General features: G+C 74.7%; 17 protein-coding genes. 6 read left to right on the plus strand and 11 right to left on the minus strand.

Features of this window, described 5'->3' with window-relative positions:
* Nucleotides 1–4: 4 nt before the first annotated feature.
* Nucleotides 5–412, minus strand: coding sequence for a BlaI/MecI/CopY family transcriptional regulator (locus ABZ899_RS14815; protein ID WP_361345514.1), 408 nt, complete (start codon nucleotides 410–412; stop codon nucleotides 5–7).
* Nucleotides 413–580: 168 nt separating this feature from the next.
* Between ABZ899_RS14815 and ABZ899_RS14820 the strand changes: the two genes are divergently transcribed.
* Nucleotides 581–793 (plus strand): twin-arginine translocase TatA/TatE family subunit, encoded by a 213-nt coding sequence (locus tag ABZ899_RS14820; RefSeq protein WP_361345516.1) that lies wholly within the window; start codon nucleotides 581–583, stop codon nucleotides 791–793.
* A 33-nt stretch (nucleotides 794–826) separates the two neighbouring features.
* On the opposite strand, the gene ABZ899_RS14825 is transcribed toward ABZ899_RS14820, so the two are convergent.
* The 4 genes from ABZ899_RS14825 to ABZ899_RS14840 all read right to left on the minus strand — a co-directional run bounded on the left by ABZ899_RS14825 (nucleotide 827) and on the right by ABZ899_RS14840 (nucleotide 3,899).
* Nucleotides 827–1,249 (minus strand): hypothetical protein, encoded by a 423-nt coding sequence (locus ABZ899_RS14825; RefSeq protein ID WP_361345518.1) that lies wholly within the window; start codon nucleotides 1,247–1,249, stop codon nucleotides 827–829.
* A gap of 63 nt (nucleotides 1,250–1,312) precedes the next feature.
* Nucleotides 1,313–1,783, minus strand: coding sequence for an SHOCT domain-containing protein (locus ABZ899_RS14830; protein WP_361345520.1), 471 nt, complete (start codon nucleotides 1,781–1,783; stop codon nucleotides 1,313–1,315).
* 79 nt (nucleotides 1,784–1,862) lie between these two features.
* Entirely contained in the window at nucleotides 1,863–3,218 is a 1,356-nt protein-coding gene (locus tag ABZ899_RS14835; protein ID WP_361345522.1) for a hypothetical protein, read from the minus strand.
* An 18-nt stretch (nucleotides 3,219–3,236) separates the two neighbouring features.
* On the minus strand, nucleotides 3,237–3,899 hold the full coding sequence (locus tag ABZ899_RS14840) for a DUF308 domain-containing protein (protein WP_361345524.1): 663 nt from the start codon (nucleotides 3,897–3,899) through the stop codon (nucleotides 3,237–3,239).
* A gap of 238 nt (nucleotides 3,900–4,137) precedes the next feature.
* On the opposite strand from ABZ899_RS14840, the gene ABZ899_RS14845 reads away from it, so the two are divergent.
* Nucleotides 4,138–5,547, plus strand: coding sequence for a DUF2252 domain-containing protein (locus tag ABZ899_RS14845; RefSeq protein ID WP_361345526.1), 1,410 nt, complete (start codon nucleotides 4,138–4,140; stop codon nucleotides 5,545–5,547).
* Nucleotides 5,548–5,578: 31 nt separating this feature from the next.
* On the opposite strand, the gene ABZ899_RS14850 is transcribed toward ABZ899_RS14845, so the two are convergent.
* From ABZ899_RS14850 to ABZ899_RS14860, 3 genes are all read right to left on the minus strand, one after another.
* Nucleotides 5,579–5,776, minus strand: a complete 198-nt coding sequence (locus tag ABZ899_RS14850; RefSeq protein ID WP_361345528.1) for a hypothetical protein — start codon at nucleotides 5,774–5,776, stop codon at nucleotides 5,579–5,581.
* Between the two features lie 102 nt (nucleotides 5,777–5,878).
* Entirely contained in the window at nucleotides 5,879–6,409 is a 531-nt protein-coding gene (locus tag ABZ899_RS14855) for a hypothetical protein (RefSeq protein WP_361345529.1), read from the minus strand.
* Nucleotides 6,406–9,072, minus strand: a complete 2,667-nt coding sequence (locus tag ABZ899_RS14860; protein WP_361345531.1) for a LuxR C-terminal-related transcriptional regulator — start codon at nucleotides 9,070–9,072, stop codon at nucleotides 6,406–6,408. The genes ABZ899_RS14855 and ABZ899_RS14860 overlap by 4 nt, the downstream gene beginning before the upstream one ends.
* Before the next feature lie 441 nt (nucleotides 9,073–9,513).
* Between ABZ899_RS14860 and ABZ899_RS14865 the strand changes: the two genes are divergently transcribed.
* Nucleotides 9,514–13,542, plus strand: a complete 4,029-nt coding sequence (locus ABZ899_RS14865) for an AAA family ATPase (RefSeq protein WP_361345533.1) — start codon at nucleotides 9,514–9,516, stop codon at nucleotides 13,540–13,542.
* A 231-nt stretch (nucleotides 13,543–13,773) separates the two neighbouring features.
* Nucleotides 13,774–14,541, plus strand: coding sequence for a glycosyltransferase (locus tag ABZ899_RS14870; protein ID WP_361345790.1), 768 nt, complete (start codon nucleotides 13,774–13,776; stop codon nucleotides 14,539–14,541).
* On the opposite strand, the gene ABZ899_RS14875 is transcribed toward ABZ899_RS14870, so the two are convergent.
* Complete coding sequence (locus ABZ899_RS14875; protein WP_361345535.1) at nucleotides 14,525–15,766, minus strand: amidohydrolase family protein; 1,242 nt, start codon at nucleotides 15,764–15,766, stop codon at nucleotides 14,525–14,527. The genes ABZ899_RS14870 and ABZ899_RS14875 overlap by 17 nt on opposite strands.
* Before the next feature lie 210 nt (nucleotides 15,767–15,976).
* Here ABZ899_RS14875 and ABZ899_RS14880 point away from each other — a divergent pair, with 210 nt between their 5' ends.
* Nucleotides 15,977–17,878, plus strand: coding sequence for an NAD-binding protein (locus ABZ899_RS14880; RefSeq protein WP_361345792.1), 1,902 nt, complete (start codon nucleotides 15,977–15,979; stop codon nucleotides 17,876–17,878).
* Between the two features lie 37 nt (nucleotides 17,879–17,915).
* On the opposite strand, the gene ABZ899_RS14885 is transcribed toward ABZ899_RS14880, so the two are convergent.
* The gene (locus ABZ899_RS14885) at nucleotides 17,916–19,751 is read right to left on the minus strand and encodes a prolyl oligopeptidase family serine peptidase (protein WP_361345537.1); all 1,836 of its coding nucleotides are present in this window, start codon (nucleotides 19,749–19,751) and stop codon (nucleotides 17,916–17,918) included.
* 133 nt (nucleotides 19,752–19,884) lie between these two features.
* Here ABZ899_RS14885 and ABZ899_RS14890 point away from each other — a divergent pair, with 133 nt between their 5' ends.
* Entirely contained in the window at nucleotides 19,885–20,724 is an 840-nt protein-coding gene (locus tag ABZ899_RS14890) for an SURF1 family protein (protein ID WP_361345539.1), read from the plus strand.
* Nucleotides 20,725–20,747: 23 nt separating this feature from the next.
* Here the strand turns inward: ABZ899_RS14890 and ABZ899_RS14895 are convergent, their stop codons facing one another.
* Nucleotides 20,748–21,797 carry a hypothetical protein gene (locus ABZ899_RS14895; protein WP_361345541.1) on the minus strand — a complete coding sequence of 350 codons (1,050 nt, stop codon included), beginning with the start codon at nucleotides 21,795–21,797 and terminating at the stop codon, nucleotides 20,748–20,750.
* Between the last annotated feature and the right edge of the window lie 22 nt (nucleotides 21,798–21,819).

The following is a 21,819-nucleotide window of genomic DNA, read 5'->3' on the forward strand; positions in this document are numbered from 1 at the left end:
GGCGTCAGTCTTCCCCTTCGCCGTGCGTCCGATCCGTGTGTCCGGCCCGGCCGAGCAGGTCGCGCAGCAGCCGCTCGTCGTCGGGGCCGAGACCGGTGACGAAGCTCGCGAGGACCGCCTCCCGGTCGCTCTCGGCGTCGAGGACCCGGCGCATCCGGTGCGCGGCGAGACCGGCCTGGTCGGAGGCCGGGGTCCAGGCGAAGGAGCGGCCCGAGCGCTCCCGGGTCACGGCGCCCTTGGCCAGCAGCCGGGTCAGGATGGTGATGACGGTGGTGTAGGCGAGGTCGCCGCCGAGGCGTTCCTGCACCCAGCCGGCCGTCGCCGGGCCGTCCGCCTCGCCCAGCGCAGACAGGACGAGTGCCTCCAGTTCGCCCTGCCCCCGACGCCGGGAGCCTTGTCGTCGTTCCGCCATGCCCTGTTCCCCTCCCGACGGCCCGCGCGTCACGTCGGCCCTCTACAACGGTCCGCCGTAAGGAAAGCAGAGACGGTCTCCCGCCGCTATCTACACTGCTGTAGATTTCAGCCGGTACGGTCCGCCGTCGCGGCCGGGCCGCCCGGGTCACCAGGAGGAGCGGACCTCATGTTCGGACTGAGCGAGATCGCGATCATCTTCATCGTCGTCATAGCCGTCCTCTGCGCGAAGAAGCTGCCGGAGCTGGCCCGTTCGGCGGGCAAGTCGGCGCGCATCCTGAAGGCCGAGGCCAAGGCGATGAAGGACGGGGACGAGGGGCCGGCGCCGCGGGTGATCCAGGGCGAGGCGGTCACGCCGCGCACGGACGAGCCGAGGGCGTGAGAAGGGCCCCGGCCCGCCGCCGGGGCCGGGGGTTCAGTATGCGCGCGTGTCGTCCCGCCGGCCGACGCACAGGGCCCAGATCACGAATCCGGAGATCGCGATGGTCACCACGGACCACACCGGGTAGTACGGCAGCGACAGGAAGTTGGCGATCATGATCAGCGCGGCGATGACCACGCCGCCGACCCTGGCCCACATCGGCGCCTGGAACAGGCCGATGCCGATGATTACAGCGATCGCCCCGAGGATGACGTGGAGCCAGCCCCAGCCGGTGAGGTCCCACTCGAACACGTAGTTGTTGGTGACGAGGAAGACATCGTCCTGGGCGATCCCCATGATCCCGCGGAAGATCGCGATGAGACCGGAGATCGTGAGCATGACCGCGGCGAAGGTTGTCAGGCCGGCGGTCCACGCGTACTTGGTCGTCTGGTCCTGCCGCGAGTGTGAGGTGGCCATATGTGCCTCGATTCCTTGTTTCCCGGGGTCCCTCATGGGTCCCCGTGTGCTCGTCCCGGGCGGTCAGACCCGGGAGCCCGACGAGGGCGGGATGGAGGTGCCGGCCGACGGTCCGGCGCCGCTGAGGACGAGTTCCTTGGCCCGGCGGAACTCGTCGTCGCTGATGTCACCGCGGTTGCGCATGTCGGAGAGCTTGGCCAGCTCGTCCGCGCTGCTGCGGCCGCCGGACTCGCCGGCCCGCTCACGCACGTAGTCGTCGAACGCACGCTGCCGCGCCTGGGCGTGGGCGATCTCGCGGCCCCCCATCTCCTTGCCGCGGGCGATGAGGTAGACGAAGACCCCGAGGAACGGCAGCACGATCACGAAGATCAGCCAACCGGTCTTGCCCCAGCCGTTCAGCGAGTCGTCCCGGAAGATGTCACCGATGATCTGGAACAGCAGGACGAACCACATGATCCACACGAAGAACCACAGGAGCGTCCAGAACATGCTGAGGAGCGGATAGTCGTAGGCGAGGTAGGTGTGACCGGTCATCGCTCTCCTCCGTCGCGGCGTGCGGGCCCGTCCAGCGGTCCCGCTGCCATCAGCCTGCGCATGTTCACGTCGAACGACCTCACCCGGGGCGGGTGAAGTCCCCCGTCGCCGGGCCGTCCGCCGCCCGCGGGGCCGCAGTCGCCGCCACCACGGCCACCAGGGCGAGGACGACCACCACCAGCCCGGCGACCAGGGCCACCGCCCCCACCGTGGGCCGGTTCCACAGCAGCAGGGTCAGCACCCCGGCGCCGATGACGATGCCGGTGGCCCAGGACCGGTGGGTGTCCAGCCGGCGCCCGGCCGCTCCGGTGCGCACCCCCGCGTCGCGCAGGGCGTGCCCGGCGGCGCCGGTGCCGCGCGCCGACTGCCTCCGCACCCAGCGGGCGACCCGGCCCGGGCCGAACAGATAGGCGGCGAGCGCCGTGATCACGGCGACGACCAGCAGGGTGCGGGTGGTGTCGCGCAGGAAGCGCACGAAGGTGTCGTAGATGACGGCGGCGGCGTCGGTGGGCAGGACCGAGGGGGGCACGGAGTCCAGGTAGACCCGGCGGGCGACGGCCAGCCCGACGAGGAGCAGGATCATCATGACGGCGATGCCGGAGGCCGTGATCAGCAGCATCACGCGGTGCGCCGGCGCGGTCCACACGGTCAGTGCGGCCAGCACGACCGTGACCACCGGCAGCCAGACGCCCATGACGTCGAGCAGCCGCAGCGCGCCCTGTGCCTCGTCCAGCTTGTCGGTCTGGAACAGGGTGATCTGCGCGTCCGGCGCGGGGATCGCGGACGCCTTGCCGAAGCCCTGGGCGACCAGGCGCTGCTTGACCTCGTCGATCAGGGCGCCCAGGTCCAGCTTGACGCTGTCGCCCTCGGCGCGCACCGCCCCGTTGTCGTCGCCGGTCAGCATGCCGACGACCGCCGCGTGGGCCCGGCGGTTGGCGTCCACCCACACCTCCTGGAAGGTGTCGCCGGTGACCACGCGGTCGATGATGCCGTGCACGGCGTCGGACACGGCGGCCTTCAACGGCCCGGAGAGCGCCTGGGTCCGCTCCACGACGGCGGGCGGCGCCCCGGCGTCGGCGAGCGTCTCGGCCAACTCCTTCGTCACCGCGTCGACGTCGACTTCGGCGACGACCCGGGCCGTCAGGCGGTCGGTGACGACGTCCTGCACGGCCGGTTCGGAGGCCAGCGGCGCGACGGTGTCGACGTACCGGTCGGTGTCGGAGACCGTGTCGGCCGTCCAGGCGGCGACCACGGCCGGCACCGAGAGCAGCAGGGTGACCAGCAGCAGCAACGACGAACCGGCGTAGCGCGCCCTGCGGTGCCGCTGCGCGGACGCCCGGCGCAGCCGCTCGTAGTCGGCGGCCTCCTCCGCGGAGAGCGTCCGTGGGCCGGGTGTGCGGTGACCGGAGGGCTCGGGGCCGGCCTGCGGGGGCATGGGCGCCTCCTCGGTCGCTCAGGCGGCCGCCGGTGGGCCGGGGGGCGGCGGCTCGGGCAGCGCCTGGCGCAGGGCGGCCCGCCAGGCGAAGGCGACACCCAGTTCGGCCAGGCCGAGCAGGACGAGCCACAGGCCGAGCAGCCGGGTCAGGACGACGGCCGACTCGCCGGGCAGCGCCAGGACGACGATGCCCGCGACGACGCCGAGCCCCGCGGCGCCGAGAACGATCCCGCGGTGCGGGATGCCCTTCAGCGCGAGGGCGGTCCAGGCGGTCAGCATGCCGGTGGCGACCCAGACGGCGCCGACGATCAGGGAGAGCGCGGCGACGGTCTGCAGCGGGTGGCGCAGGCACAGCACCCCGGCCAGGACGAAGAGCACGGCCACGAGCAGCTCCAGGTGCCGGTCGCCCTGGGCCCGCTCGAGCGAGGCGACGAACCGGAAGGCTCCGGTCACCAGCAGGTACAGCCCGATGATCACCGCGAGGACGTACAGGGTGGCGTCCGGCCAGGCCAGCGCCACGGCGCCGGGCACGATAGTGGCCACGGCCGAGGCCAGCAGCCATTTCCAGGAGCCGCCGAGGGCTGCCGGCAGACGTTCGGTCTGCTGGTCGGGGGAGGGGGCCGTCCCGCCGGCCAGAGGATCGGATCCGGTGTGCGGCGCCGGGCCACGCGACATGGTCATGGCTCCTCCTCGCGTGGTACGGCCGTCGTCACCGGTCCGCCGACGGGACGGGGTGCGGCACCCCTCACCGCATCAGCGTGCCTCCGCCCGGCCACTCGCCGGGTCACCCCTGGCGGGTGATCCGCGCGGGGCGCTCCGGGGATGGGGTGGACGCTGGGAGGGTCCGCCGGTGCGCCCGGGTCACGCGGCCGCGCACCGCGACCGCCGACACCGGCCGCACGGACGTGGAGGGCGAGCCATGACGATCCCGAGCGCGTTCACCTCCTCCCTGTCACCGGCCGAGCGGACCGCCCACGGCAGGAACGCCCGCAAGCGCGCCCCGCGCTCGGGCCAGGCCCGCTACGACGCGGCCGGCCGCACCGACCCGGTCGAGGTGATCGAGAATCAGTCGGCCACCCGGGTACCGGAGTTGGTGCCGATCCGCTACGCCCGGATGCTGGAGTCGCCGTTCCGTTTCTACCGGGGCGCCGCGGCCGTCATGGCGATGGACCTCGGGCGGCACCCGCACAGCGGCCTCACCGCCCAGCTGTGCGGGGACGCCCATCTGCTCAACTTCCGTCTGCTGGCCTCGCCCGAGCGCCATCTGGTCTTCGACATCAACGACTTCGACGAGACCCTGGCCGGCCCGTTCGAGTGGGACGTCAAGCGGCTCGCGGCCAGCTTCGTGATCGCCGCCCGGGCGAACGGGTTCGACGAGCGCGAGCAGGGCGAGGCCGTCCGCGCGTGCGTGCGCGGCTACCGGACGCGGATGCGGGAGTTCGCCGGCATGCGGACCCTGGACATCTGGTACGCGCAGGACGACGTCGACCGGATGCGCGCGCTGCTGGCGTCCGCGATGAGCAGGAAGACCCGGCGCCGCACCACCGAGGCGACCGCGAAGGCCCGCACCCGCACCCATATGCAGGCGTTCGAGAAGCTGACCCGGCGCACCCCCGCGGGCCGGGTGATCGCGCCGGACCCGCCGCTGATCACCCCGCTGCGGGACCTGCCGAGCGACGCGTCCACGGACCGGCAGGAGAAGGAGCTGCAGGCCGTGATCGAGGGCTATGCGAAGACCCTGTCGTCGGAGCGCCGCCATCTGCTGCGCCGCTACCGGATGGTGGACGTCGCCCGCAAGGTGGTCGGCGTGGGCAGCGTCGGCACCCGCTGCTGGATCGTCCTGATGCTCGGCCGCGACGACGACGATCCGCTGCTGCTCCAGGCCAAGGAGGCGCAGGAGTCCGTGCTGGCCGCGCACACCGGCGGGGAACGCTTCGACAACCAGGGCCGCCGGGTGGTCACGGGCCAGCGGCTGATCCAGACGACCAGCGACATCTTCCTGGGCTGGACCCATGTCGTCAGCGGCCTGGACGGACGCGGCCGGGACTTCTACGTACGCCAGCTGCGGGACTGGAAGGGCATCGCCCGCCCGGAGCTCTGGGACCCGGCGACGCTGTACCTGTTCGGGCAGGTGTGCGGCGGCAGCCTGGCCCGGGCGCACGCCCGTTCCGGCGACCCGGTGGCCATCGCGGCCTACCTGGGGGCCGGCGACCGCTTCGACCACGCCCTGACGGAGTTCGCGCGGGCCTACGCCGACCAGAACGAACGGGACCACGAGGCGCTGGGCACGGCGGTGGCGGCGGGCCGGGTCGAGGCCCGGGACGTCTGACACGGCCGTACGGAACGACGGGGCGCGGCGCTCACTCGGGCAGTTGCCGCATCTCCACCACGCGCAGGCCCAGCGACTGGCAGCGGGCCAGGAGGCCGTACAGGTGCGCGTCGTCGACGATCGGTCCGAACAGCACGGTCTGCCCGAACATCACCACGTGGTCCAGTTCCGGAAAGAGGCCGGCCAGCGTCTCCGACATATGCCCCTCGACGCGGATCTCGTAGCGCATGTGCTGCTCTCCCGCCGACAGCCGATGGCAGTGCTGCCATCGTCGCGCCCGGCCGCGGCCCCCACCTCACCCGGCGCAGGTGAGCCGGGCGCGGCGGGCGGCTCAGTGCGACACGACGATCTTGAACAGGACGATGAGGAGGCCGAGGAGCAGGTTGACGGCGGCGCTGAGGGCGATCAGCCGCCGGGTCGCGCCGGCCCGCGCCGCCGCCGCCACGCACCAGCCCACCTGCCCCGCGACGGCGACCGCGAGGGCCAGCCACGCGGTGCCGGCGAGGTCCAGGCCGAACAGCGGGCTGACCGCCACGGCCACGGCCGGCGGGACGGCCGCCTTGACGATCGGCCACTCCTCGCGGCACACCTGCCAGACGGTCCCTCCGCTCCACGGCCGGTCGGCGAGCCGCGCGCCGAACAGCTGGGCGTGCACGTGCGCGGCCCAGAAGACCAGTCCGGTCAGGAGCAGCAGCACCACGAGTTCGATGCGGTGGTAGGTGCCCAGGGCGCCGGCGCCGATCACCACCGAAGCGGCCAGCATGGAGCCGTAGACGCCGCCGGTGTAGTCGGCGTGCGCCCGCAGCCGCGCCCGGCGCTCCCGCGCGGTCGACCGCTGCCCGTCGGCGCTCCGGACCGTCACAGCAGGTCCAGTTCGCGCGCCCGCCGGACGGCGTCGTTGCGGCGGTTGACGGCGAGCTTGCGGTAGACGCTCTTCAGATGCGTCTTGACCGTGTTCACGGACACGTACAGGTCGGCGGCGATGTCCTCGGTGGACATCATCTGGGCGAGCCGCAGCAGCACGTCCCGTTCCCGCCCGCTCAGCGGCTCCACCGGGAACGGCAGCGCACCCCTGGCGGGCCCCACCGCCGGCCCGGCGGCCAGGTAGGGCTCGATCCAGGGGCCGGCCTCCCGGAAGGGCCGCCGCAGCCGCTCGTGCCGGGCCTCCGCGACCGCCTGGGCGACCAGGCGGCGGGCGGTCGCGGTGTCCCCGGCCGTGTGCGCGGCCTGCGCCCGCAGCAGCGTGGCGCGCACGTGCACCGCGGGGCCCGCGCCCCCGACGGTCCCGGTCGGGTCGAGCAACCCGAGCGCCCCGTGCGGGTCGCCCGCCGCGAGCCGGGCCCGGGCGGCGGCGACGGCGAGGACCGGGTGGTCGCCGCCGAGCCGCTCCAGCACCTTCGTCGCCAGGTCGGGCCGCCCCTCCGCGAGGTGGGCGGACGAGGCGACCAGCGCGGTGTGCAGCCGCTGCCAGGGGGAGCGGACGGCGGCGGGCACAACGGGTTCGGCGGCCTCCAGCGCGGCACGCGCCCTGCCGCGGGCCAGCAGCAGCCGGGCCGTCGTGAGCGAGCGGCCCGCGGCCGTGACCGGGTCGTGGACCGCCGGACCGGGCGTCCGGTCGAGCAGGTCCCGCGCCTCGGTCAGGTCGTCGCGTTCGACGGCCACGGCGGCCAGGACCACGTGCCCGAGCCCGGTGCCGGCGCCTTCGGCCAGGCCGTACCGGTCGGTCTCGGCGAGGGCGGCGGACGCCTTGCGCTCCGCCGTGGCCGGCCGGCCGTCGAGGTGGTCGATGAGCGCCAGCAGTTCCAGGGCGTCCGCCCGGGGCAGCGCCGTGGCCGCCCCGGTGGTGGTGCCGGCGACGGTGGTGAGCGCCGCCCGCGCCTCGTCGAGGTCGCCCGCCCACAGCCGGGCCGAGCCGAGGTGGGTCAGCAGCAGCGCGGACAGTTCCGGGTGCTTGTCCAGCAGGTCGGCGGGGAGCTCGTGCTGGACCTCGCGCGCCGCGCGCACCGCGTCCTCCGCGCGCTGCGGGGAGCCCGTGACCCGGGCCGCCAGCGCCTCCAGCAGGGCGCAGCCCAGCCGGCCCGCGGCGGTGCCGGGTCCGGCGGCGGCCAGCCGCTCGCGGACGGGCCCGAGGCGGGCCAGGGCGTGGTCGAGGTCGCCGCGGGAGAGGTCGCGTGCCACCCGGACCAGCTCGGCGGCGGGGCTGGACGCAGCCGTGTCCATGCCGGAGAACAGGTCGACGAGGTGGCCGGTGCGCAGTCCGGTGAAGAGCTGCCCGATCGCCAGGTCGTCGACGAGGGCCCCGGCGGTGAAGTCCCACTCCCCGGCCGCGGCGCCGTGCGTCAGCAGCTCCGGCAGGTGGCCGGAGCGGCCCAGCCAGTGCGCGGCCCGCAGGTGCAGCCGGGGCTCCAGCTCGGCGGAGCGTTCGCGCAGGTGCGCTCGCAGGATCTCCCGGAACAGCGGGTGCAGGCGGTACCAGCCGTGCCCGAGGTCCTCGACGAAGGCGTTCTCCCGGTGCAGCCCGGCGAGGATCGCCTCGGCGTCGCCGCGGCCGGTCAGCTCGTTGGCGAGGTCGGCGCAGAAGCGCTCCAGGACGCTGACCCGCAGCAGGAGGTCCTGGGTGGCGGGCGGCTGCCGTTTGAGGACCTCCGCGAGCAGGAAGTCGGCGACCGCGCTGTGCCCGGCCTCGAACTCCTTGAGGTACGCCTCCGGGTCGGGGCGCTGCTGGGCCGCCAGGGCACACAGCCGCAGGCCGGCGGCCCAGCCCCCGGTGCGTTCGACGAGGGCGGCCGCGGCCTGCACGGACAGGCGCAGTCCGTGCCGCCGCAGCAGCGCGACCGTCTCCTGGGGGGTGAAGGCCAGCTCGGCGTTGCGGATCTCGGTGATGGCGCCGGCCGCGCGGTAGCGGTGCAGCGGCAGCAGCGGCTCGTTGCGGGTGACGACGACCAGGTGCAGGCCGGGCCCGGCGTGGTGCAGGACGAATTCCAGTTGCTCGGCGATCTCGGGGGTGCCGATCCGGTCGAACTCGTCGAGCACCACGACGAGTTCGTCGCCGTCGGTGCCGAGCCGGGCGGCGAGCCGGGTGAGCAGCGTGTGGTGCACACGGCCGGCGTCGGCGGGCGTGCCGACGCCGTGGGCGACCGGCACCCCGTGGGTGCGCAGCGCCTGCAGCAGATGGGCCCAGAACATCCCCGGGCCGCACAGGGACGGGTCGAGGGTCAGCCAGACCACCGGGCGTTCCAGCCCGGCCGCCCAGTCGGCGACCAGCAGGGTCTTGCCGGCCCCGGCGGCCCCGTTGACCATGGTCAGCGGGGTGCCGAGGGCCTGGTCGAGATGGTGGACCAGGCGGGCGCGGCGCAGGAACGTGGCCGGCCGGGCGGGCTGCGCGAAGCGGGTCCGCAGGAACGGGTCCCCGAGGGGATCCGCGTGGGGGGCGCCCGGTGCGGGGGCTATGTCGTCGCTCTCTGCCACCTCGTTCACCGCCTTGCAGCGCGAGACCGGCCTGTCGGCCCCCTCCCCCACCACCATCACAGCTTTCGGGGGTTCACGCGCGTCAGGGCCCGGACACCGGTGACCGCGTCGTCCGGCACCGGTCCCTCCCCTCGTGGGGACCGGTGCCGGACGGCGGCGCGCGGGCCGGTCCTCGGCGTGTCTCCGCGCTCCGTGGACCGGCGCGGGTCCGGGCGGGTCGGGCGGGAGGACGGCGGCGCGACGCGCTCGCGACTCCCGCGGACAGCGAGGTGTGAAAGCTGTCCGAGAACGTACGGCGCCGGGTGAGGGGGCTTCGGGCTCTGCGGCTGGTGGGCCCGCCTCGGCGGCGCGTTGCGGCTCCCGCACTTGCGTCGTGATCCTGCCAGTCGGAGGGTGCCCGGGAGGAGGCTCCGGTCTCCGGAGCGGGCCTTCCTCGCAGGTCAGCCGTATAGGGTGAGTTTTCCGGTCCGGAAGACCAGGTGGCGCGCGAGTGAGGGAGTGACGGTCTTGAGTTCCGAGTCGGCGGCGCGCGCGGCCTTCGCGGAACGGCTCGCGCTGCTCTACAAGGAGGCCGGGAACCCACCCCTGAAGAGCGTGGCCGAGGCGGTCGTCCGGCTGCAGCGGGTGGACGAGCGGGGACGCCCCGTGCGGGTGTCCGCCCAGCGGATCAGCGACTGGCGGCGGGCCAGGAACGTGCCCGCGCAGTTCACCGCGCTCTCGGCGGTCCTGCACGTCCTCATCCCCCAGGCCCGGCGGCTGCGGCCCTCGCCCGTGTCGGCCGGTCTGTACGACCTGGCGCAGTGGCAGCACCTGTGGGAGCGGGCCACGTCGGGCCAGGGACAGGAACCGGAGCAGACGGCCCCGGCGGCGGTGGCCGGCGGGGTGTGCCCGTACCGGGGGCTGGCCTCCTACCGGCAGGAGGACGCCCGCTGGTTCTTCGGCCGGGAGCGCAGCACGGACGCCCTGGTCGCCCGGCTCCGCGCGGCGGAGCGCACCGGCGGCCTGGTGATGCTGGTCGGTGCCTCGGGCGCCGGGAAGTCCTCCCTGCTCAACGCCGGTCTGGTGCCGGCCGTGCGGGGCGGCGCGCTGGGCGGTGCCGAGGCGCCCCGGGCGGGCGCCGTGCTCCAGCTCGTGCCGGGCGCCGATCCGCTGGGCGAGCTGGTCCGCCGGGTGCCGGAGCTGACAGACGCGGTGGCCACTGTGTCCACCGCCCGGGGACCGGACGGCGCGGAGGACGGTGACGCGGACCTCGTGCGGGACGTGCACGCGGCCGTCCTCGACTGGGCCCGGCGCGAGACCTCCGCCACCGGCCCGCCCGGGTCGCCTTCCGACGTGGCGCCCGCGCCCCCCGTACTGATCGTCGATCAGTTCGAAGAAACCTTCACTCTCTGTGCCGACGAGGCCGACCGCCGCGCCTTCGTCCGTGTCCTGCACGCGGCCTGCGCCCCGCCCGGGCCCGGCGCCCCCGCTCCCGCCCTGGTCGTCCTCGGCATCCGCGCCGACTTCTACGAACAGTGCCTGGTCCACCCCGAGCTGGCCGACGCCCTCCAGCACCGGCACATGGTCCTCGGCCCCCTCACCACCACCGAGCTGCGGGAGGCCGTCACCGGCCCGGCCAAGGCGGTCGGTCTGGAGCTGGAACCGGGGCTCGCCGAGCTGATCGCCCGCGAGGTGGGCGCGGACGGCCCGCGCGGCGCCCATGACGCGGGTGTGCTGCCCCTGCTGTCGCACGCGATGCTCGCCACCTGGCAGCGGCGCAAGGCCGGGCGGCTCACGCTCGCCGGGTACCGCGCGGCCGGCGGCATCCAGGGAGCCGTCGCCGCGACCGCCGAACGCGCCTGGGCCCGGCTCGACCCGGCGGCCCGCACCGCCGCCCGGCTGCTGCTGCTGCGCCTGGTCCGGATCGGCGAGGACACCCAGGCGACCCGGCGCCGCGGCACCCGCCGCCAGCTCGCGGCCGAGGCGGCGGACCCGGCCAAGACGGAGGAGTCCCTGGAGGCGCTGGTCCGGGCCCGGCTGGTGACCCTGGACGCGGAGACCGTGGAGATCACCCACGAGGCCCTGCTGCACGCCTGGCCCCGGCTGCGGGACTGGATCGAGGAGGACCGGCAGGGCAACCTGCTGCGCCAGCGCCTGGAGGAGGACGGCCGGGCCTGGGAGGAGTCCGACCGGGACTCCGCCCTGCTGTACCGGGGCTCCCGGCTGGAGCAGGCGCACGAGTGGGCGCGGTCCGCCGGGGACACCGTCCTCACCCGCGGTGCCGTGGACTTCCTGGCCGCCTCCGTCCGGCTGCGCCGGCGCACCGTGTGGATCCTGCGCGGCGGGATCGCGGCGCTCGTCGCGCTGGCGCTGGTCGCGGTCGGAGCCGCGGCGGTGGCGTGGAAGCAGCGCAACGACGCCCTGTTCGCGCAGGTGCTGGCCGAGGCCGACCGCTTCCAGTACACCGACCCCTCGCTGTCCGCCCAGCTCGACCTGGTGGCCCATCGGCTGCGCCCGGCCGACGAGGAGACCGGCAGCCGGCTCATCTCGATCGTGAACGCGCCCCTGGCCACCCCGCTGAGCGGCCACTCCGGCGCGGTCTACCTCACCTCGTTCCGCCGCGACGGCAAGGTCCTGGCCACCGCCGGCTACGACCGGACCGTCCGCCTGTGGGACGTGTCGGACACACGGCGCCCCCGCGCGCTGGGCGGTCCCCTGACCGGGCACCGCAGCTGGGTGAGCAGCGCGGTCTTCAGCCCCGACGGGCGCACCCTCGCCAGCGCCGCCGACGACGGCACCGTACGGCTGTGGGACGTGCGGCACCCGGCGCGGCCGCGGCCGCTCGGCGCGCCGCTGACCGGGCACGAGGGCACGGTCTACCTGGTCGCGTTCAGCCCGGACGGCCGCACCCTGGCCTCCGTGAGCGAGGACCGCACGGTCCGCCTGTGGGACGTGGCCGACCCCGGGCACCCGGCCCCGCTCGCCACGCTCACCGGCGCGGAGGCCGCCGTGCGCTCGGTGGCGTTCAGCCCGGACGGCGGGACGCTGGCCGCGGGCGGCGACGACGACACCGTACGGCTGTGGGACGTGACCGACCGGCGCCGGCCCGAGCGGCTGGCCAGGCTGACCGGGCACACCGGGCTGGTGCACTCGGTGGCCTTCAGCCCCGACGGGCGCACCCTGGCCAGCGGCAGCGCCGACGACACCGTACGGCTGTGGGACGTCTCCGACGGGGCCCGCGCCCACCAGATCGGCAGCCCGCTGACCGGGCATCTGGGGCCCGTCTGGTCGGTGGCGTTCAACCCGGACGGGACCATGCTCGCCGCCGCCAGCGCGGACAGCACCGCGAGCCTGTGGAACGTCAGCGACCCGGCGGACGCCTCGCAGGTCGGCGAGCCGCTGGCGGGCGGCAGCGGGGAGATGTACGCGCTCGGCTTCAGCCCGGACGGCCGCACCCTCGCCACCGGCAGCGGCGACGGCAAGGTCCGGCTGTGGTCCATCCCGACGTCCGACATGACCGGCCGCACCGGTGCGTTCCGGCCCGACGGCAAGGTGCTGGCGACCGCCGCGCGGGACGGCAGCGTGCGCCTGTGGAACGTGGCCAGACCCGACCGGCCCGTGCTGCTGAACAAGCCCTTTCTGCCCGGCGACAGCGGACAGCGCTCCCTGGTGTTCTCCCCGGACGGGCACACCCTCGCGGTGCTGACCGGCAGCAGCGCGGTCCATCTGTGGGACGTCCACGACCCCGCCCACCCGTCCCCGCTCGGCCCGCCGCTGACGCTGCGCACCCGGTTCATGGGCCCCGACGCGCTCGCGTACAGCCCGGACGGGCACACGCTGGCCACCGCCTACGACGACCGCACGATCCGGCTGTGGGACGTGCGCGACCCCTCCCGCGCGGTGCCGCTCGGCAAGCCTCTGACCGGGCACGGCGGCTACATCAACTCGCTCGCCTTCAGCCCGGACGGGCGCACCCTGGCCAGCGGCAGCGCGGACGCCACGGTCCGGCTGTGGGACGTGGCCCGGCCCGCACGGGCGGCGGCCCTCGGCGGCCCGCTGACCGGGCACGGCGGGCCGGTCAACTCCCTCGCCTACGCGCCGGACGGGCGCACCCTGGCCAGCGCCGGCGACGACGACTCGGTACGCCTGTGGGACGTCACCGACCCGGCCGGGGCACGGGCGCAGGGCCGCCCGCTCACCGGCCACACCGAGGCGGTCGTCTCCCTGACGTTCGGCCCGGACGGGCGCACCCTCGCCAGCGGCGGCAACGACAACACCGTGCGGATGTGGGACGTCGGGGAACCGGAGCACGCCTCGGCGGTCGGGCAGGCGATGAGCCCCAACGCCAGGACGGGCAACTTCCTGGCGTTCCGCCCCGCGAGCCGGATGCTCGGCGTCTCCAGCGGCACCGACACCGTCCGGCTGTGGAACCTGGACGTCGGCCAGGCGATCCGCCGGGTCTGCTCGACGACCCGGGGCGTGCTGACCCGGGAGCGGTGGCACGAGTACCTGCCCCGGCTGTCCTACGAGCCGCCGTGCGCGGACTGAATCGCTGGGACCAGTGCGCAGCGTGAGGGGACGGGGACGCAAGTGGTATGCCGGAGCCGCGCGGGACAGCGGTTTCCGTGATCCCGATCACAACGGCTCACCGCAGCCGATCCGGCGGCCCCCACGAGGCTCGCGGCCTTGTTACTGTTGGCCACAGCCCGATCGCTGGTGCATCCCCCGTCGCCAGCGGTCGGGTCTTCGCATGTCCGTGGAAGGGTGGTGAGGGCCCCCGTGCTCCGGCGCGTCGTCGTCGTGACCGCTGTCCACGGACCCTCGGCGGCGTTCCTGCCGCAGGCCCACGCGTCGCTGTGCGCCCAGGAGTTACCGCCCGGCTGGGAGTGGCACTGGGTGATACAGGAGGACGGCCGCACCGACGCCGTCCGCCCCTACGTCCCCGACGACCCCAGGGTGACGTTCCGTCAGGGACGGCCCGGCGGGCCGGGGGTGGCCCGCACCCTCGCCCTCGCGCACACCGAGGGCGCCTACGCCAAGATCCTGGACGCCGACGACCAGCTCACCCCGGGCGCCCTCTCCCGTGACCTGGCCGTCCTCGAAGACCATCCGTCCGTCGGCTGGACGACGTCCCGGGTGCTCGACCTGCTGCCGGACGGCTCGACGGCCGCGTTCCCGCGCGACCCGGACGACGGCCCGATAGAGCCGGGCGCCCTCGTCGGCCCCTGGCGGGCGAACGACCATCTCGCCCCGGTCCACCCGGCGACCCTGTGCGTCCGCCGGGACCTGCTGCTGGCGCTCGGCGGCTGGATGGCGCTGCCCGCGTCGGAGGACACCGGTCTGCTGCTCGCGCTCAACGCGGTCAGCCGCGGCTGGTTCTCCGCCCGGGTGGGGCTGCTCTACCGCAAGTGGGACGGCCAGGCGACGGGGCAGGCGGCCCATGTCGACCCCGCCGAACGGGCCGCGCGGATGGCGGTGGTGGAGGCCAGGGCCCGCGCGCTCGGCTCGTTCGGCTGGACGTACCCGCCGGTCACGGCGCCGGGCTGAGCGCCCGGTCCTCGCGGTCGAAGGGCAGGTCGAGCATCCGGATCGCGTTGCCGCGCAGCAGCTTGTACGCCACCTCGTCGGACAGCCCGCCGACGTGTTCCTCGGCGACCCGTTTCGTCTCGGGCCAGGTGGAATCGACGTGCGGGTAGTCCGTCTCGAAGGTGGCGTTGTCGACGCCGACCGTCTCGATGGCCTCGATGCCGTGCCGGTCCCGGAAGAAGCAGCAGAAGACCTGCCGGTAGTAGTACGTCGACGGCGGCTCGGGGACGAGGTCCTTCACCCCGCCCCATGCCCGGTGCTCCTCCCAGACGTCGTCGGCGCGCTCCAGCGCGTACGGGATCCAGCCCATCTGGCCCTCGCTGTAGGCGAGTTTGAGCCGGGGGAAGCGCACCAGGACACCGGAGAAGAGAAAGTCCATCATCGACGCCATGGCGTTGTTGAAGCTCAGGGACGCCTGGACGGCGGGCGGCGCGTCGGGGGACGCGGCCGGCATCTGCGAGGACGACCCGATGTGCATGTTGACGACGGTGCCGGTGTCCTCGCAGGCCGCGAAGAACGGGTCCCAGTAGCCGGAGTGGATCGACGGCAGCCCCAGGTAGGTGGGGATCTCGCTGAACGTCACCGCGCGCACGCCCCGTGCCGCGTTGCGCCGGATCTCCTCGACCGCGAGGTCGATGTCCCACAGCGGGATCAGGCACAGCGGGATGAGGCGTCCGCCGCTGTCGCCGCACCACTCCTCCACCATCCAGTCGTTGTAGGCCCGCACACAGGCCAGGGCGACCTCCTTGTCCCGGGCCTCCGCGAAGGTCTGCCCGCAGAAACGCGGGAACGTGGGGAAGCAGAGCGAGGCCTCGACATGGTTGAGGTCCATGTCCGCGAGCCGGGCCCCGGGGTCCCAGCAGCCGCGCCGCATCTGCTCGCGCGTGATGCCGTCGAGGGTCATCTCGTCCCGCGAGAAGCCGACGGCCGCGATGATGCGCTTGTACGGGAAGAGTCCGCCCTCGTACTCCCACCAGTCGGTGATCTGGCCGGCCGGATCGGTGGTGAACCGGTACTTCCCGCCGACGTACGCGAGTTCGCCGATACCGGCGGTGAGGGGCTTCGGGCCCCGGTCCCGGAACCTGGCCGGGAGCCAGGTCTCGAAGAGGTGCGCGGGTTCGATCACGTGATCGTCCACGCTGATGACCTTGGGCAGGTCCTTCGTGCCGCTCTCGGTGTGGGCCACGCCTACCTCCTGGCTGCTGCGCCGCCGCCCATTTTCTGACGGTCCGTCAGATACAGGCCAGGGTAGTGCGCGCCCCGGGTCCCGCCAAGGGCTCACCGGAGGCCCACGAAGCGGGAGTTCACAGGCTGTGGAACAACCGATCACGATGCGGCAGGCTTCTCCCTCGTGGCAGTTCCGCAGCAGACCTCGATCAGTGACGGCACCGCGCACATGGTGGTGTGCGGCGACGACGGCCTCGCGCACCGGCTGGCCGCCGAACTGCGCGTCGTCTACCGGGAACAGGTCACGCTCGTCGTGCCGCCGTCCGAGCGGACGGTACGGCCGCCGGTCGTCGGGCGGGCCCGGGCCGCCTCGGCGGCGCTGCTGGGCGCCGTGACCGCGGCCGTCAACCGCGCGGGCACCGGCCCGGTCACCGGTGAACCGGGCGGCACCCGGGTACTGGAGGCCGCCGAGCCGACCGAGACGACGCTCGCCGAGGCCGGGGTGGAGCGGGCCGCCGCCCTCGCCCTCGTCTACGACGACGACGAGACCAACATCCGCGCCGCCCTCACCGCCCGCCGGCTCAACCCGCGGCTGCGGCTCGTCCTGCGCCTGTACAACCGCCGGCTCGGCCAGCACATCGAGGAACTCCTCGACCAGGCCGCCTCGTTGGCGACGGGCACCGGCGAGGGCGGGCTCGACGCCTCCACCACCGTCCTGTCGGACGCCGACACGGCCGCCCCCGCGCTCACCGCCACCGCCGTCGCCGGCACCAGCAAGGTCGTGCAGACCGACGGCCTGCTGCTGCGTGCGGTGGAGCGGCCGCCGGGCGAGACCCGCCCCTCCGACCTGGCCACCCTGGCGCTGCTGTCCACGACCCGCAGCGACCCGGCGGGCGCGGACGGCTCGGAGGACAGCGGCGAGCAGGGCCCGCTGATGCTGCCGGACGCCGCCCAGGTCGCGGCGGCCGGGGGACGCGGCACGGTCGTCCTGGAGCAGGTCTCCTACGCCGGTCCAGCGATGCCGTCGGGCCGTGGCGGGCGGAGCCCGATGCCGTCGTTCGGCTCCCTGTTCTCCCGGCGGCTGCGCTGGTCCCTCGCCGGTCTGGTGACGTGTGTGGCGGGACTCGCGGTGGCGCTGACCGTGGTGAGCGGCGATCACCCGCTGCACGCCACCTATCTGATCCTGCTCGACCTCTTCGCCATCAACGAGCCCGCGCTCCACCAGCCGCTGGCCCGCCAGATCCTCCAGCTGCTGTCCGGGCTGACCGGACTGCTGCTGCTCCCGGTGCTGCTGGCGGCGGTGCTGGAGGCCCTCGGCACGTTCCGCTCGGCGTCCGCGCTGCGCAAGCCGCCGCGCGGGCTGGGCGGCCACGTGGTGCTGCTCGGGCTGGGCAAGATCGGCACCCGGGTGCTGACCCGGCTGCGCGAGCTGCACATCCCGGTGGTGTGCGTCGAGTCCGACCCCGAGGCACGCGGCATGCCCACGGCGCGGCGGCTGCGGGTGCCGGTGGTGCTCGGCGACGTCACCCAGGAGGGCGTGCTGGAGGCCGCGAAGATCCATCGCGCGCACGCCTTCCTCGCGGTGACCAGCGAGGACACCACCAATCTGGAGGCGGCCCTGTACGCCCGCTCCGTACGCCCCGACCTGCGGGTCGTCCTGCGGCTGTACGACGACGACTTCGCCAAGGCCGTGTACCGCACCCTGCGGGCCGCGCACCCGCGTGGCTTCACCCGGAGCCGGAGCGTGACGCACCTGGCCGCCCCCGCGTTCGCCGGGGCGATGTCGGGGCGGCAGATCCTGGGCGCCATCCCGGTGGAGCGGCGGGTGCTGCTGTTCGCCACGCTGGAGGTGGGCGGGCACCCCCAGCTCCAGGACCGGACCGTCGGCGAGGCGTTCCGGCCCGGCGCGTGGCGGGTGCTGGCGCTGGACCGGACCCCGCCCGGCGAACGCCGGGACGGCCCGGCCGCCGAGCGGCCCCACGACGACCGGGCCGGTGCCCGGTCCGGCTGGGTGTGGGACCTGCCCGACACGTACGTCCTGCAGCGCGGGGACCGGGTCGTCCTGGCGGCCACCCGCCGGGGGATGGCCGAACTGCTCCGACGCCGGGGCCGGGAGCGGTCGGGGACGTGACCCGGACGGTTCCGGGGCGGGCGGCCCCGGAACCCGGCTACTTCCCGCGCGGGGGCAGGTGCCGCTCGGCGAAGTCCAGCTCCAGCCGCACCTGCTTGATCCGCTCGTCCACCACCAGCGAGCCGTGCCCCGCGTCGTAGCGGTACACCTCGTGCACGGCGCCGCGCGCCTCCAGCCGCTTGACGTAGTTGTCGACCTGGCGGATCGGGCAGCGCGGGTCGTTGACCCCCGCGGAGATGTAGACCGGGGCCTTCACCCGGTCCACGTAGGTCAGCGGGGACGACGCCTCGAAGCGCTCGGGCACCTCCTCGGGCGTACCGCCCAGAAGGGTGCGGTCCATCGCCTTCAGGGCCTCCATCTCGTCGTGGTACGCCGTCACGTAGTCGGCGACCGGGACCGCCGCGATGCCCAGCGTCCACGCGTCCGGCTGGGTGCCGAGGCCGAGGAGCGTCAGATAGCCACCCCAGGAACCGCCGGTCAGGACGAGCCGCTCCGGGTCGGCGAGACCCGAGGCGACCGCCCACTCGCGGACCGCCGCGATGTCCTCCAGCTCGATCAGCCCGACCCGGTGTTTGAGGGCGTCCGTCCAGGCCCGTCCGTAGCCCGTGGAGCCGCGGTAGTTGACCCGCACGACCGCGTACCCGTGGTCCACCCAGGCCGCCGGGCCGGCCGCGAACGAGTCGCTGTCGTGCCAGGTCGGGCCGCCGTGGATGTCGAAGACCGTGGGGAGCGGGCCCTCGGCGCCGGCCGGCCGCTGCACCAGCGCGTGGATCCGGCCGCCGGGGCCGTCCACCCAGACGTCCTGCACCGGCACCGAGCCCGGGGACCTCATGCCGGGCGGGTCCAGCACCACCCGGCCGGTCGTGGAGCGCACCGCCGACGGCTCGGCCGCCGACGACCACAGGTACTCGACGCTGCCGTCGGGCCGGGCCGTCGCCCCCGACACCGAGCCCGCCGGGGTGTCGACGCGCTCCAGCGCCCGCCGGCCCAGGTCGTAGCGGAACAGCTCGCTGCGGGCCTCGAAGCTGTGCACGATCAGCAGACCGGTCCCGTCCGGGTACCACTCCGCGCTGACGTCGCCGGGCAGCTCCAGCGCCAGATCCGTCTCCTCGCCGGTCGCCACGTCCCACACCAGCGGCTCCCAGCGGCCGCGCCGCTGGTGCCCGACGAGCAGACGCGCGTCGCCGACCACCGGGGCGAAGCCCAGCACCTCCAGGCCCAGCTCCTCGGTGCCGCCCTTGGTGTCGTCCAGCTCGGCGACCGTCGAGCCGTCCGGGCGCAGCACGCGCAGCGCCGCGTGCATCGCGTCGCCGTGCTCGGTGTGCTCGACGGCGATCAGGGTGCCGTCGTGCGAGAAGTCGCCGACGCCCGCGGACTCGCGGTGCCGGTAGATCTCCACCGGCGGCTCGCCCGTGCGCACGAGGTGGATCGTGGTGCCCTCCTCGTCGGTGGAGCGGCCGACGACCGCGGTGCGGCCGTCCCGGCCGAGGGCGAGGCCCGCCGGGTAGGAGGCGTCCAGACCCGGTGCCGCGAGCTCGTCCTCGCCGCCGTCGAAGGGCTGGCGGCGCCAGACGCCGAACTCGTCGCCGTCCTTGTCGTCGAACCACCAGATCCACGCGCCGTCCGGGGAGAGCACGCCGTCCGTCGTGCCGTTCGGCCGGTCGGTCACCTGGCGCTGCTCGCCGGTCGCCCGGTCCCACGCGTACAGCTCGTACGTGCCCGTGGCGTTCGACACGAACAGCGCGCGGTCCGGGGCGTCCTCCGCCCAGTCGGGGAGCGACACCCGGGGCGCCCTGAAGCGCCGCTCCCAGTCCGGCATGTCCTCGTCCTGCTTCCGGTGATCCCGCGAAGCGGACCCGTGGCTCTCAGTCATGACCCCATAGTGCCTGGTCCGGACGGCATCGTGCGGCCGGGATCCCCAGCCTGTGGAAAACTCCGCCCACGCCCGGCCACGACCGCACCCCCCGCGCCCCGCCGCCGCCCCGCCGCACCGTACCGTTGGGGGCGTGTACCGGTTTCTGCTGACGCCCCGCTGGTGGGGGATCAACGTCTTCGTGCTGCTCGCCATCCCGTTCTGCGTGTTCATGGGGTCCTGGCAGCTCGGCCGGTTCGAGGACCGGGTGCAGGACCACCGCAGCGCCGGCGACCAGGCCGCGGAGAACCGGAGCGAACCCGCCCGGCCGCTCGCCGAGCTGCTGCCTGTGGACAAGGCCACGGTGGGCCGCGAGGCCATCGCGCGCGGCCGGTACGCCGAGCAGCTGCTCGTCCCCGACCGTGAGCTCGACGGCAAGCGCGGCAGCTACGTGGTCACCCTGCTGCGCACCGAGGACGGCAAGGCCCTCCCGGTGGTCCGCGGCTGGCTGCCCGGCGACGCCGACCCGGCCGCGGCCCCCGCCGCCCCGTCCGGCGAGGTCACCGTCACCGGGGCGCTCCAGGCGTCCGAGGTCCCCGGCGAGAACGGCGTCCCCGCCCGGGGCGGCCTGCCCGCCGGCCAGACGGCGGCGATCAGCGCCGCGTCCCTGGTCAACCTGGTGCCGTACGACGTCTACGACGCCTGGATCACCCTCACGGAGGCCGACTCCGGGATGAAGGCGGTGCCGGTCGCCTCCGTCAACGACTCGGGCCTGGACCTCAAGGCGTTCCAGAACCTCGGTTACACCGGCGAGTGGTTCGTCTTCGCGGGCTTCGTGGTCTTCATGTGGTTCCGGCTGCTGCGCCGCGAGGCGGAGGCCGTACGGGACGCGGAGCTGGGCCTCCTCCCGGACGCCGCGCCCGCCGCCGGCGGCACGGACCCCGCGCCCGGCGAGCCGGGCGGAGGGACCGCACCGGAGAAGGCGAACGCCTGACCCCGGTACGCCCCCGGCCGGCACTACGCGACCGGCAGTACGCCCGTCCAGTACACGGTCCCCGCGCACGCGTTGGACACGGTCACCGCGGCCGTGGGCGCCGCCGCCCCGGTCGTGTTGGACACCGTGACGCTTCCGTCGGCCGTCGGGTCCTGCCGCATCAGCTGGGCCGCCGTACCGGTGTCGCCGCCCGTCGAGGTGCCGGTCGTGGTGCCCCCGGCGCCTTCGGACGGGGTGGGGTCGGGGGTCGGGTCCGGACCACCGGAACCGCCGCCGTCGCTCTCTCCCGTCGAGGGGCAGGTCGCCGACGGCACCCAGGCGAACTTCACCTCGTACGAGCCACCGGGCTTGAGGACGAGGGCGGGAAGCTCCTGGGACGGGTCGGGCAGACCGGTCGCCGGGTCACCCGCGGCATGCCGGAGCTGGCCCACCTTCGTGGGGTCGGCCGCGCCCGCCGTGGACAGCGACACCGAACCCGGGCCGGCCACCGTGCAGTCGGCGGTGGAGATGTTGCTGAAGCGGAAGGTGCCGTACACCGCACCGGACGAGTCGGGGACGCCCGCCTCCTGGCCGGCGACGCCGAGCTGGGCCGCGGTGCACGCCGGGACCCCGGCCGTGCTGGTGGCCAGCGGGTCGCCGGAGCCGCCGGTGCCGACGTCCGGACCGGTACCGGCGCCGCCGTCCTTGCCCTTGTCACCGCCCTTGCCCTGCCCCTGCCCACCGCCGGAGGACCCGCCGGACGTGCTCTCGCCGCCCTGCGTCTCCTTGCCGTGGCCGACGCCCCCCTGCGCCTGCTCGCCGTGCCCGGCGTTGGAGGAGTTGACGTTGGCACCGCCGGAGTTCGACACGTGCACCAGGGCCGGGACGGCCGTGCCCACGAAGAGCACCGCGGCCGCCGCGCCGACCAGCGCCTGCCGTTTGCGTGCCCGCCTGGCCGGCACCGCTCTGCGCAGATGCGCGAGCGTGCCGTCGCGCGGTTCGATCTCCTGGACCGCGTCGTGCAATATGCGGCGCAGTGCCAGCTCGTCCGAGTCGAGCCCGTCGGGGCCCTGGTCGTCGGGGCCGTGGTTCACAGTTCCGTTCCCAGCGTGCGAT

This window comes from Streptomyces sp. NPDC046859 (assembly GCF_040645135.1).
In the GTDB taxonomy this organism is placed as follows: domain Bacteria; phylum Actinomycetota; class Actinomycetes; order Streptomycetales; family Streptomycetaceae; genus Streptomyces.